Annotated in this window: 10 protein-coding genes; 2 read left to right on the top strand and 8 right to left on the bottom strand. The window is 69.2% G+C overall.

Going from position 1 to position 12,274, the window contains the following annotated elements; genetic code table 11:
• Positions 1–111: 111 nt before the first annotated feature.
• The 8 genes from ACL9RL_RS07885 to ACL9RL_RS07850 form a co-directional block, all read right to left on the bottom strand.
• The gene (locus ACL9RL_RS07885) at positions 112–903 is read right to left on the bottom strand and encodes a lysostaphin resistance A-like protein (RefSeq protein WP_422779675.1); all 792 of its coding nucleotides are present in this window, start codon (positions 901–903) and stop codon (positions 112–114) included.
• A gap of 216 nt (positions 904–1,119) precedes the next feature.
• Complete coding sequence (locus ACL9RL_RS07880) at positions 1,120–2,469, bottom strand: NtaA/DmoA family FMN-dependent monooxygenase (protein ID WP_422779674.1); 1,350 nt, start codon at positions 2,467–2,469, stop codon at positions 1,120–1,122.
• The gene (locus ACL9RL_RS07875; RefSeq protein ID WP_422779673.1) at positions 2,466–3,776 is read right to left on the bottom strand and encodes an LLM class flavin-dependent oxidoreductase; all 1,311 of its coding nucleotides are present in this window, start codon (positions 3,774–3,776) and stop codon (positions 2,466–2,468) included. Before ACL9RL_RS07875 ends, ACL9RL_RS07880 begins: the two co-directional genes overlap by 4 nt.
• 211 nt (positions 3,777–3,987) lie before the next feature.
• Positions 3,988–5,004 carry an ABC transporter substrate-binding protein gene (locus ACL9RL_RS07870; RefSeq protein WP_422779672.1) on the bottom strand — a complete coding sequence of 339 codons (1,017 nt, stop codon included), beginning with the start codon at positions 5,002–5,004 and terminating at the stop codon, positions 3,988–3,990.
• 100 nt (positions 5,005–5,104) lie between these two features.
• Positions 5,105–5,866, bottom strand: a complete 762-nt coding sequence (locus ACL9RL_RS07865) for an amino acid ABC transporter ATP-binding protein (RefSeq protein WP_422779671.1) — start codon at positions 5,864–5,866, stop codon at positions 5,105–5,107.
• A complete protein-coding gene (locus tag ACL9RL_RS07860) occupies positions 5,863–6,837 on the bottom strand; it encodes an amino acid ABC transporter permease (RefSeq protein WP_422779670.1) in 975 nt (324 codons plus the stop codon). Before ACL9RL_RS07860 ends, ACL9RL_RS07865 begins: the two co-directional genes overlap by 4 nt.
• Positions 6,834–7,592: a GNAT family N-acetyltransferase gene (locus tag ACL9RL_RS07855; protein WP_422779669.1), complete on the bottom strand. Its 759-nt coding sequence runs from the start codon at positions 7,590–7,592 to the stop codon at positions 6,834–6,836. The genes ACL9RL_RS07860 and ACL9RL_RS07855 overlap by 4 nt, the downstream gene beginning before the upstream one ends.
• Positions 7,579–8,736, bottom strand: a complete 1,158-nt coding sequence (locus ACL9RL_RS07850; protein WP_422779668.1) for an LLM class flavin-dependent oxidoreductase — start codon at positions 8,734–8,736, stop codon at positions 7,579–7,581. Before ACL9RL_RS07850 ends, ACL9RL_RS07855 begins: the two co-directional genes overlap by 14 nt.
• Positions 8,737–8,908: 172 nt before the next feature.
• On the opposite strand from ACL9RL_RS07850, the gene ACL9RL_RS07845 reads away from it, so the two are divergent.
• Together ACL9RL_RS07845 and ACL9RL_RS07840 are read left to right on the top strand one after the other, a co-directional pair.
• Positions 8,909–11,116 carry an FAD/NAD(P)-binding protein gene (locus tag ACL9RL_RS07845; RefSeq protein WP_422779667.1) on the top strand — a complete coding sequence of 736 codons (2,208 nt, stop codon included), beginning with the start codon at positions 8,909–8,911 and terminating at the stop codon, positions 11,114–11,116.
• Positions 11,113–12,270: an FAD-dependent oxidoreductase gene (locus ACL9RL_RS07840; protein WP_422779666.1), complete on the top strand. Its 1,158-nt coding sequence runs from the start codon at positions 11,113–11,115 to the stop codon at positions 12,268–12,270. Before ACL9RL_RS07845 ends, ACL9RL_RS07840 begins: the two co-directional genes overlap by 4 nt.
• Positions 12,271–12,274 lie beyond the last annotated feature (4 nt).

Here is a 12,274-nt window from a genome sequence, read left to right as displayed (position 1 = left end):
AACCGTCCTTCTGTCGCGCGGATCTCCTTCTCCCGCGCGGCGGCGCGTGGACCACACGCAGCGCAGAGCGCTCAGGCGTGCATCGCGGTCAGCGCAGGCGGCTCAGGCGGCTCAGGCCAGCGGCGAGCGCGGCTCCCCGCGCTCGTTCGCACCTCGGATCACGAACACGACGCTCAGCAGACCGAGGATGCCGGCCGTGAGGTACACCACGTTGCCGATCGCCGTGATGTCGCCGGCGTGCCCGACCCCGGCTGCGAACACGGAGAAGTCCCACAGCCCGTGCAGCACCATCGACCAGATGAGCGTGCCCGTCGTCCGACGCAGGATGTAGAAGATCGTGCCGCCGAGGAACGCAGCCAGCACCTGCCCGACCGTCCCCGTGAGCGGCGCGCCGAGCAACACGTTCATGAGGTGCGACAGCCCGAACAGGGCGGACGTGATGAACCACACCCACCCCTCGCCGAGTCGACTCCGCAGCGCGGTCAACAGGATGCCGCGACTCACGAGCTCCTCGGTGAAGCCCACGAGCAGCAGGACGCACGATGCGGCGAAGAACGCGCCGCTGTACGCTGCCCAGTCCGTGCCGGCAAGGTTCATCACGAGGGCGATCGCAGCGAGGATCGGGACGAACAGCGGCCACCGATGACGGCTGTGTGCCCGTTCCCGCATCGCCGGTCGCCACCACCCGAGCAGTGTGGTCGTGATGACCAGGAGGACCGACGCGATGATGAGTGAGACCCCGGCGCCGAGGAACAGGTTCCCTGCACTATCGCCCCAGCTGTCGTACGGGATGCCGCTGACGGCCTGGATCACCCCGACGACCACGAGGTATCCCACCCAGATCGCGAGGCCGATCCAGATGCGAGGTCGATGTTTGAGCGGAACGGGCTGCAGTTCAGTCACGATGCAACACTCTCGGGAATCGGGCTCGGACGCAAGATCCGCGGCTCACGACCGCCGCCCCGCAGCACACCGCAGCGCGCGCCGCGGAGCACATCGCAGCGCGCCGCGCGACAGAAGGAGAACCGCGCCGCAGAAGGCGTCCATACGCGAAAGCGTCCTTCTGCCATGCGGTTCTCCTTCTCCCGTGCACGCTGCCGCGCTGCCGTGCCGGCAGGCTCAGCCGGCGTACTCGCGCACGCCCAACACGCTGCGGAGCGGCTCGCCGTCGTCGTACGCGGAGCGATACACGCCGCGCTCCTGCAGCTCGGGGATGACGCGGTCGACGAACTCGTCGAGCCCGTACGGGTTGGTGTGCCCGACGATCACAAATCCGTCACTCGCCCGTTCCTGCACGTAGCGGTTGATCTCGTCCGCCACCTGGCCCGGTGTGCCGACGAGGCCGTGCCGGTCCGAGAGCGCGATGACCAGCTGCCTGATGCTCAGCTTCTCGGCCTCGGCCCGCGCACGCCACGCGTCGGCGGTGGCCTTCGGATCCGCGACGCTGTTTGCCCGCCCCTGCGTGATGCCTGCACCGGCGAGGTCTGGATCGATGTCCGGCAGCGGCCCGTCGGGATCGTACGACGTCAGATCCCGGCCCCACACACGCTCCAGGAAGGCGATCGCGGTCGCACCGCTCGTCTGGGCGAGGGCGATCTCACGTGCGCGGTCCTCGGCTTCCGCCCGCGTGTCCCCGAGCGCGAAGCCGATGCCCGGCAGGATCTTCAGCGAGTCCTCGCTCCGGCCCGCGGCCGGGAGCCGCCCCTTGACCTCGGCATAGAACGACTGCGCATCCGCGAACTCGCTGTGCAGCGAGAAGACGACGTCGGCGTGCTCCGCGGCGAAATCGCGGCCATCGGCCGAGTCGCCGGCCTGCACGATGACCGGATACCGTTGTGGACTCCGCGGCACCCCGAACCCGCCCGTCACGTCGAAGTGCTCGCCGTGGAAGTCGACCTCGCGCACACTGCCCGGCGCGATGAACCGACCGGCGGCCTTGTCGGCGACCACCGCATCGGGTGCCCAACTGTCCCACAGCCGTTTGGAGACGTCGAGGAACTCCGCAGCGCGCCGATACCGGTCGTCACGGTCGAGGAACGCTCCCCGACGGAAGTTCGCGCCGTGGAACGCGTCCGATGTCGTGACCACGTTCCAGCCGATGCGGCCGCCGCTCAAGAGGTCGGCCGTCGCAAGCTGGCGAGCCAGTTCGACCGGCTCGTTGAACGTCGTGCTGAGGGTGCCGACGAGGCCGATGTGCTTCGTGACCGCGGCGATCGACGCGAGGATGGCGAGCGTGTTCGGCCGGCCGGCGACATCCGCCTCGTAGACCCGGCCCTTGTGCTCCCGCACACGCAGCCCCTCCGCGAGGAACAGGTAGTCGAACAGGCCGCGCTCCGCGTTCTGCGCGAAGTGCCGGAACGACGAGAACGCGATCTGACTCTCGGACGTCGGGTCGCTCCAGAGCGTGGTGTTGTTCACCCCGGGGAAGTGCGCGGCCAGGTGCACCTGGCGCAGGCCGTCGCGGGTCATGCGCGCACCCCCGATCCGGTCGAGACGGACCGGGGATCGGCCGCGACGTCCTCGGCGATGTCAGCGGTAGCGCCCGCGTATCGGCTCGCGGGCCGCTCGAACCCGAGCACCTCGCGGAGCGTCGCGGCTCCCCCGTCGGCACCCACTTCCCCACCGACACCGATCACATCGCGCACCCCGGCGGCCTCGAGCAACGGCACCACCTCGCGCGCGATCGCATCGAGGTCGACCGGGAGCCGTGCCGGTCGCAGCCGGAAGCCGTCGAGTCCGCGTCGCTGTCCGTCGAGGAGTCGCTCGGCGAGCGCCGTGGGCGTTCCGGCCACCACGAGCGCGTCCGATGCGAGCGGTGCACCGGCGAGGTCGTCGAGCGCTGACAGCGCAGCAACGGCGTCCTCAGCATTGCCTTCGAGCAGCACCAGGAGGTCCGCGTAGACGAGCAGCGCAGGCCACCCCTCCGGCCGCAACCGCCGCTCCGCATCGCGCACCTCGGCGAGGATCTCGGCCAGGTGCTCCGGGCTCTGCGGGGTGATGTAGACGATGTCGGCGTGCTCAGCTGCGAGCTCATACGGGATCGTGGCGTGCGCGAGGGCCGTGACCGGGGGTTGCCCCTGCGGCGAGCGCGGGGTGATGGACGCGCCCTTCACGCTGAAGAAGCGCCCCTCGAAATCCGGGTAGTGCACCTTCGATCCGTCCAGGAACCGGCCGCTCCCGACATCGCGGATGATCGCGTCGTCCTCCCAGCTGTCCCAGATGCGCCGCACGACCTCGATCACGTCGCCGGCCTCATCGAACAGGTCACGGATGACCGTCTGCACCTCGCCGCGACGGTAGGCGTCGAGGTCGATCGGCTCGATGACCCGGCGGCCGAACAGCGCGGCATCGGCCGGCGTCGCCGACACCTGCACCCGCCAGCCGGCGCGGCCCTCGCTCGCGAAGTCGAGCGTCTGCAGGGCCGTGGCCACGTGGAACGGTTCGGTGTGCGTCACCGACACCGCCGGCACGAGTCCGATGCGTGTGGTCAACGGCGCGAGGTACGACGCGACGAGCAGGGCGTCGAGCCGGCCGGTCACCCGGTCGCCGCCGTCGCCCGCACCAGCACCGGCACCAGCACCCCCGAACCGCGGATGCGGCGAGAACGAGTCCTCGATCGTCACGAAGTCGATGCCCGCCCGTTCGGCGGTTGCGACGAGATCGACCCAGTACCCCGGGGTGAAGACGTCGGCGGGTCGTGCGGCCGGGTGCCGCCAGGCCGCCGGGTGCCAGCCGGCTCCATCGAGCGCGACCGCGAGGTGCAGTGTCCGTGTCATGCACCGAGCCGACCACACTCGCGCGCCTGAGGAAAGCGCGGCGGGTAAGAATTCGGAATGTGACGAACCCGCCGGAGGCTGTTGCCTCCGACGGGTTCGTCGATGGGCGCCGAAGTCACGGCGCGGCGGGTCGGACAGCGTGTCCGATCGCGGGTCGGACTCAGCGTCCGACTCAGGTCCGACCCAGGTCCGCCCGGGGTCCGACCGAGCGTCAGCTGTTGTCGAGCGGCAGTCCGGGCGGGTTCACGAGCGACTTCTCGACGGCCTCGTCCTGCAGACCCCACGCGTCGAGCCACTCCTTGTACTGGCCGTTCTCGATGAGGTAGTTGATGGCATCGGCGATGGGCTGCGCCAGCCCGGAGTCCTTCTTCACCGTCGCGGCGATGAGTCCCTTGAGCGTCTCGCCTGCACCGGAGAAGACACCGGCCGTCCTGGTGGGGTTCGCGCCGTCCTTCGACTGCTTGTTCTGGTACGCGATGCCCGGGTTCGGGTTGAACTGGGCGTCGATCTTGCCAGAGTTGAGTGCGAGGGTGATCGAGTTGGAGTCGGGGAAGTAGACGACGTTGAGGGTCTTGCCCTCCGCTTCGAGCTTGTCCTTCCACGCCAGGAGGATCTTCTCCTGGTTGGTGCCGGAGCTCGTGGCGACGGTCAGCCCGTTGAGGTTCTCGTAGTTGTCGTCGAACTCCCACGTGTTCGATGCTTTCACCTGGAAGGCGAGGTTGTCGCCGCGGTAGGAGGCGAAGTCGTACTTCTCCTTGCGCTTCTCGGTGTCGGTGATGTTGGAGAATCCGACGTCGGTGGCGCCCGTGTCGATCCCGACGAACAGGTTGTCCCAGGTGGAGTTCTTCACGTCGGGCTTGAGTCCGAGCACCGCGGCGACGAGGCGTCCGAGGTCGGGCTCGGCACCGGTGAGGGTCTCGTTGTCGTCACCCGTGAAGGCGAGCGGCGGGAAGCCGGAGGGCAGTGCTCCGATGCCGATGGTGAGGGTGCCGCTGTCGAGGACCGACTTCGGGAGGGTCTTGCGGATCTCCTCGACGGTGTCGACCTTCAGTTTGGTCTCGGTGCCGGCGCCATTGGAGAAGGCGCCCACGGTGACGGTCCCGGTGGGGGCCGCCGTTGCGTCGGCTGCGGTGGCGCTGCCGGAGCAGGCGGCGAGTCCTGCCACGAGGAGCGCTGCCGTGGCGAGCGCTCCGATGGTTCGGAGCCTGGTTGTGGTGACGGTGGTCATGATGGTTCCTCGCTGTGTTGCGTCTGTGGAGTGCGGATGGATGGTGGGTGCCGCTGGATGCGGCCGCTTGCGACGTCTCGCAGGCAACCTGATCGGGCGCTCAGGCGAGCACTTTGCTCAGGAAGTCTTGGGTCCTCGTGTGTCGGGGATTGGACAGCACCTCGGCCGGCGGACCCTCCTCGACGATCACGCCGTCGTCCATGAACACGACGCGGTCGGCGACCTCACGGGCGAACCCGATCTCGTGGGTCACGACGATGAGGGTCTTGCCGCTGCCGGCGAGCGTCCGGATGACCGTGAGCACTTCCCCGACGAGTTCGGGGTCGAGCGCCGATGTCGGCTCGTCGAACAGGATGACCTCCGGTTCCAGCGCGAGGGCTCGCGCGATCGCGACCCGCTGCTGCTGTCCGCCGGAGAGCTGGCGGGGGTAGGCGTCCTCCTTGTCGGAGAGGCCGACTCTGGCGAGCAGGCTGCTGGCGTGGTCGCGGGCCTCCTTGGGTCTGACCCCCTGGGAGATGGGCGCCTCGCTCACGTTCTCCAGGATCGTGAGGTGCGGGAAGAGGTTGAAGTTCTGGAAGACGAAGCCGATCTTGGCCCGCTGGCGGAGGATCTCCTTCTCGCGCAGCTCCTTCAGCCGGTTGCCCTTCACCCGCACGCCGATGAGTTCGCCGTTCAGCGAGACATACCCCTCGTCGAGCTTCTCGAGGTGGTTGATCGCTCGCAGCAGTGTCGACTTCCCGGACCCGGAGGGGCCGAGGATCACGGTGACGGTTCCGGCCTCGACGCTGAAGTCGATGCCGCGGAGCACACGTTTGTCGCCGTAGGACTTCGTGGCGTTGTGGACGTCGATCGCGATGGTCATGAGCTCGCCTTCACTCGGAGGCCGCCGATGGCCTGCCGCACCCGCTGCAGCGGTGTCGGCGGGAGGACCCGCACGGACCCGCGGGCGTAGAACCGTTCGATGTAGTACTGGACGATCGAGATGGAGCTCGTGAGGATGAGGTACCAGATCGTGGCGACGACGAGGAGCGGGATGATGTCGGTCGGGTACGTGCTCCCGAGGTTGAGCACCACACCGAACAGGTCGAGGAGTGAGACGTAATAGAGGAGTGAACTCGCCTTCAGCAAGCCGATGATCTGGTTGACGTAGGCGGGGACGATCGAGCGGAGCGCCTGCGGCAGCACGATCCTCAGGAACTGGCGCCGCTTGGGGATGCCGAGGGCGTTCGCGGCTTCGTGCTGTCCCTGGTCGACGGCGAGTAGCCCCGATCGCACGACTTCGGCGCTGTAGGCGATCTCGGACAGGCTCAGGCCGATGACGCCGAGCAGGAGCGGCGACAGGAGCGTGAACGTCGGCACGGTGAGCTGCGGTCCGAACGGGATGCCGACGCCGATCGCCGGATACAGGTTGCCCAGGTTGAACAGGAAGATGAGCACGAGGATGAGCGGCACCGAGCGGAACAGCCAGATGTAGAGCCAGCTGACCCCGCTGAGCACCGGGTTGCCGGAGAGCCGTCCGAGGGCAACGATGATCCCGCCGAAGAAGCTGATGACGGCGCTGATGGCCGTGGCGAGCAGCGTCAGCTGGAGGCCCTTGAGGATGGGCGGGCTGAAGAACCAGTGGCCGACCTTCGCCCACTCCCACGACGGGTTGGTGAACAGCGTCTGGATGAAGTTGAGCAGCACGACGAGCACGAGTGCCGTGATGACCCAGCGCACCGGGTGGCGCAGGGGGACGACCTTGCGTTCGGCCAGGCGGTGCAGGTCGATGTCCTTCGGCAGGGATGCGATGGCCGGCGCCAGCTCCGTGGGTCGTTGCCGCAGCTCGGTCATGAGGTGCTCCCGTCGGTGGTCCGGACGGCTTCAATGACCGGCTCAGGATCGACGGCCGGCCGGGCTTCCAGAGCAGCTCCCGGCCCGGCTTCCAGCCCTGCCTCCAGAGCCGCCCCGAACGACGGGTTCTCGGCGAGGAACTCCGCCTGGTCCGCATCGTGACGGCTTTGGATGTCGGGCAGATCGAGCGCCTCGGTGGTCAGCGACTTCGCGAACCCGTGGATGCCGACCTGCTCCGGCGGCCGGGTCACGTCGAACAGCGGCGTCCATCCGGTGGCGAGGTACAGCCGGACTGCTTCCGGCTGGCGTGGCCCCGTGGTCAGGTAGGAGCGGGTGAATCCGCGCCGACGGGACTCGTCCTCCAGTTCGATCACAACACGTTTCGCAAGGCCCTGCCGCCGATGCTCCGACGACGCCCAGATGCGCTTGAGCTCCGTGGTCCGCTCGTCGTAGGTCTTGAACGCTCCGCCCGCGATGGCGACCCCGTCGCGCAGGAGCAGCAGGAAGGCGCCCTTCGGTTCGAGGAACTCCTCCTCCGGGTAGCGGTTGAGCTCCTCGGAAGCCGGCTCGCCGAAGATGTCGCCGTAGCGGTCGTTGTACTCGCGCTCCAGTTCGGTCAGGAGCGGCAGCGCCCTGGGGTCGCTCGGGGCGACGTAGACGAACTCCTCGAACGGCACGTCCTCGGCTCCTTCACCTGGTGCATGATCCTGTTCCGGACCCTCGTCCGTCGGGCGACGGCCCTCAAGCAGCGTCACGGGACTGCTCCTTCTCGCCGGCTGCGCCGTCCGCGTCGCCGGTCTCGCCATCGCGTGCCGCCGCATCGCGCCTGGCGACCTCCTCGCGCACGAGCGGGATGACGTAGCGTCCGAAGTCGATCGTGTCGTCGACGTAGTCGTAGCCGCGGGCCGAGATGATGTCGACGCCCAGATCGATGTAGTCGAGCAGGGCAGCAGCGACCGTCTCCGGGGTGCCGACGAGGGCGTTGGAGTTGCCGCGTCCGCCGGTCGCAGCCGAGACCTTCGTCCACAGCGCCCGGTCGAAGCGGTCGCCCTGCTCGGCGATCGACAGCAGCCGCTGGGACCCCGCGTTCTCCGGATTGCGCAGATCGCTCGCGACCGCGGCCGGCAGGGTGGCCGTCCGCTGTTCGATCGATCCGAGGATGCGTTCCGCCTTCTCCCAGGCGAGCGCCTCCGTGGCGCCGAGGATCGGCCGGAACGCCACCTGGATGCGCGGTCGTGAGGTGCGTCCTGCGGCGAGCGCCGCATCGGTCACCGTCTGGATCTGCTCCGCCGTGTTGGCCAGCGGTTCGCCCCAGAGCGCGTAGATGTCGCTCTCGGCGGCGCCGATGGCGTAGGCCGCGGCGGAGGAACCACCGAACGACACCTGCGGTCGGGAGGGCTGGGCCGGCCAGATGTCGCTCACGAAGTGCTCGAATCGGTAGTGCTCGCCGTCGAAACTGAACGGCTCCCTGTTCGTCCACGCCTGCTTGAGGATGCGGATGTACTCGCCGGTCCTCGCATAGCGTTCGTCCTTCGTGAGGAAGTCGCCCTCGGCTGCTTGATCCGCCGATGAGCCGCCCGTGATGATGTGGACGTTCACCCGGCCGTCGCTGATCTGATCGAGCGTCGCGACGACCTTCGCCGCATACGTCGGCACGGAGACGTTCGGCCGGTGGGCCAGGAGCAGCTTCAGGTGATCGAGCTTCGAGGCGACGAAGGCCGCGACCGTCGCCGGGTCGGGGGCTCCGGAGTGGTAGGCGAAGAGGATGCGGTCCCAGCCGTTGTCCTCGTGGGCACGCGCCAGTCGCAGCGTGTAGTCCTTGTCGAAGCTCGGGCCGCTGCGTGCGCGAGTCTCGCTGCCGTCGTTGAGTGCTGCAATGCCGAGGAACTCGATGGGCACGATTGCTCCGTTCCGATTCTGTGGGACCGGACGGCCAGGTTGGCTCAAGCCGGTTGCCCGACACTAGGTTCACGACTCGGCGGGCGGCAATGATCGGCTTTCACAAATCGTCATCCGTGTCATGTGCGGTCACAACCGTCCGAAACGCCCTCCGGGTGGGGAGTCTTGTGGGATGCCTGAGTCCATCCAGCCGTCATCGCCCGCCGTGGCCTCCGTCGCCGTCATCGGTGCAGGACCCCGCGGCGTCGGTGTGATCGAGCGGCTCGCCGCGAACCTCGGGGAGCTGTGGAGCGAGGGGACGCCGCTCGCCGTGCACCTCGTCGACCCGCATCCGGCGGGCCCTGGCCGCATCTGGCGGCACGACCAGTCGCCCCTGTTGAAACTGAACTCGATGGCCGCCGATGTCACGATGTTCACCGACGAGCGCTCGACCATCGATGGCCCGGTGCGGCCAGGGCCGTCCCTCGTGGAATGGGCCGAGCAGGTGCGGCAGGGCGACATCGTGCTCCCCTGGGCGGACGGCCGGGGCGGACTCGACGAGGTGCTCCGGGCGGAGCTGCAACACCTCGGCCCGGCCAGTTTCCCGACCAGGCGGTTGCAGAGCCTGTACCTGCGCTGGTTCTTCGACGAGGCCGTCGCGCTCCTCGGCGGCGACGTCCGGGTGCATGAGCACCGCGCCTCGGCACGCCGGGTCGCCGATGCCCCCGACGGCCGCCAGGTGGTCGAGCTCGACAACGGCGAGACGATCACGGTCGACCTCGTGCTGTACTCGCTCGGGCACACGGGGGCCGATCCCGAGCCGGAGCACGCCGGGTTGATCGACTTCGCGGCGCGGCACGACCTCTACTACCTGCCGCCGGCGTTCACCGCGGATGCCGACACCCGACCGATCGCTCCCGGCCAGCGCGTCATCGTGCGCGGGTTCGGGCTGGCGGCGGTCGACCTGACCGTGCTGCTCACCGAGGGGCGGGGTGGCCGATTCGAGCCAGCGGAAGGCGATGCCCCTGGCACGCGCCTGCGGTACGTGCCGTCCGGGCGCGAGCCGCGCATCGTGATCGGCTCCAGGCGCGGCGTCCCGTACCACTCCAAGATCGGCTCGACCCTCGTCGGCGATGCGCCGGTTCCGCGGTTCTTCACCGCGGAGACGGCGGCCCGGCTCGAAGCGGAGCGCGACTCGCTCGACTTCGCCACGGACGTCTGGCCGCTCATCGCCAAGGAGATGCTGTGGGGCTACTACCGTGAGCTCTTCACGGGGCATCCGGAGCGGGTGAGCCTGCCGTGGGCCGAGTTCGCGGAGCGCTTCGCGGCGATCGATGCGCGCGCCGCGATCGTGGCGACGGCATCGGCATCGGCTCCGACGCCGGCTCGCGCAGAGGACGGCGGCGGGTCCGAGCGCTCGGCCACCCGCACGAGCGGCCACCCGTTGCTTGGCGGTGGCACCGCCGCGGAGCAGGCCCTGGTGCGCGCGGACGCCGCAGCACTGACCGCGTTGATCGAGTCGTCGGTGCCGGAGGAGATCGATCGATTGTTCCTCCCGGAGCTGGATCGACCGCTCGCCGGCGCGCACTTCGACACCGTCGAGGAGCTGCAAGCTGCGACGCGCGCCTACATCGAACGCGATCTGACGCTGCGCACCCTCCAGGAGCACAGTGCGACGCTCGGGCTGTTCCTGTCGATCCTGACCGCGATGTTCGTGTTCGCCGACCTCCTGGCTTCGCCCAAGTGGTCGGCCAGGTCCAGGGTCGCCGACCTCAACGGGTGGTGGCTCGGGTACTTCAGCTTCATCGCGAGCGGCCCGCCGGCGCATCGGCTCGATGAACTGCTCGCCCTCTCGGAGGCGGGGATCGTGGAGTTCATCGGCGGCGAGATGTGGGTCGAGACCGATGAGGACGGCGGCTCGTTCCGCGCCGGCAGTGCGAATCACGACCGGGTGGTGACGGCATCGGCCCTCGTCGACGCGCGGCTGCCGGACACCAGCATCGCGCGGAGCGACAACGAGCTCTTGCGGGTGCTGCTCGCGTCGGGCGACGCGTTGGAGGAGATCGCGCGGGATCCGGAGGTGGCGGGGCGGGAGGCGTACGCCGCATCCACCGGCCGGCTCTCGGTACGGCCCGATGACCGTCGGGTCGTGCGCGGTGCCGGGACGCCGTCCGATCGCAGCTACGCGATCGGGCCGTACACGAACTCGCCCTTCGTCGGCGCGTTCTCCCGGCCGCGCACCAACGCGGTCTCGTTCCGAGAGAACGACCGGGTCGCCCGTGCGCTGCTCACACACCTCGCGGCGCTGGACGCCGAGCGGCACGCGGCGTTGGACGCAGAGCACCCGCCGGCATCATCCGCCCTGCCGCGGCCGGCCGAGTTCGCGACGCAGTCCCGGTGAGCGAGTTCATCGACACCATCGTGGTGGGCGGTGGGGCGATGGGTTCGGCCGCGACGCTCGAACTCGCGCGTCGGGGCGTCGACGTCGCGCTCTTCGAACGGTTCGCCCCCGGGCACCACCAGGGCGCCTCGCACGGGGCATCGCGCAACTTCAACCTGTCGTACGGCGATCCGACCTACCTCCGGATGCTCGCGGAGGCGCTGCCGGCGTGGCGGGATCTGGAGGTGGAGACGGGTACGCGCCTGCTCGATCAGGTGGGCGTCGTCAACCACGGCCGGAATCCGTCCTTCGACGACATCGCAGCCCTGCTGCCCGGTTTCGGTTTCGACGCGGAGCTGCTGAGCACGGAGGAGGCCGGCCGGCGTTGGCCCGGCATCCGGTTCGACGACCGGGTGTTGCACACGCCGCAGGCCGGGCGACTCAACGCCGATGGCGCGGTCGAGGCGTTGCAGCGCGCGGCGACGGCGCACGGCGCCCGGGTGAGTCACCACGCGCGGGTGACGCGCATCGAGGTGCTCGGCGATGATCGGACGCGGGTCGAGGTGGTCCGCACGGATCCGGACGGGAACCCGCTGGGCGACACGGAGGTGTTCGAGTCGCGCCGGCTCGTGGTGACCCTCGGCGCGTGGACGGCGAAGCTGCTCGGCGGTGCGCTCGCGCTGCCACGCTTCACGGTGACGCAGGAGCAGCCGGCGCACTTCGCGGAGCGTGACGACAGCCTCGTCTGGCCGGGGTTCAACCATCTGCCGACCGCCGGCGATCCGCGCTACGGCTCTTGGCCGTCGCCCGTCTACGGCATGCAGACGCCCGGGGAGGGCATCAAGGCCGGATGGCACGGTGTCGGCCCGGTGACCGATCCCGATGCGCGCAGCTTCCGGAGCGAACCGCACCAGCTCACGGCGCTCCAACGGTATGCGCGCGACTGGTTGCCCGGGGTCGATGCCGATGCCTTCACCGAGATCAGCTGCACGTACACGACCACCGAGGACTCGAATTTCGTGATCGATCGCATCGGTCCCGTCGCGGTCGGCGCGGGGTTCTCCGGACACGGCTTCAAGTTCACGCCCGTCGTCGGCCGCTATCTCGCCGACCTCACCGAGGGCACGCCGGCGCCGTCGTTGTTCTCGCTCCAGGCGCAGCGACGCGGACGCTGACTCG

Source organism: Plantibacter sp. Mn2098, from assembly GCF_049319745.1.
GTDB lineage: Bacteria > Actinomycetota > Actinomycetes > Actinomycetales > Microbacteriaceae > Plantibacter.
Note: the sequence above shows the minus strand (reverse complement) of the source record. Positions and strands in the feature narration are given on the sequence as shown.

What these genes read in the sequence shown, in the direction of transcription:
- ACL9RL_RS07860 (WP_422779670.1), bottom strand. Translation starts at nt 6,837, where the DNA reads ATGACCGAGCTGCGGCAACGACCCACGGAGCTGGCGCCGGCCATCGCA.
- ACL9RL_RS07845 (WP_422779667.1), top strand. Translation starts at nt 8,909, where the DNA reads ATGCCTGAGTCCATCCAGCCGTCATCGCCCGCCGTGGCCTCCGTCGCC.
- ACL9RL_RS07875 (WP_422779673.1), bottom strand. Translation starts at nt 3,776, where the DNA reads ATGACACGGACACTGCACCTCGCGGTCGCGCTCGATGGAGCCGGCTGG.
- ACL9RL_RS07865 (WP_422779671.1), bottom strand. Translation starts at nt 5,866, where the DNA reads ATGACCATCGCGATCGACGTCCACAACGCCACGAAGTCCTACGGCGAC.
- ACL9RL_RS07880 (WP_422779674.1), bottom strand. Translation starts at nt 2,469, where the DNA reads ATGACCCGCGACGGCCTGCGCCAGGTGCACCTGGCCGCGCACTTCCCC.
- ACL9RL_RS07870 (WP_422779672.1), bottom strand. Translation starts at nt 5,004, where the DNA reads ATGACCACCGTCACCACAACCAGGCTCCGAACCATCGGAGCGCTCGCC.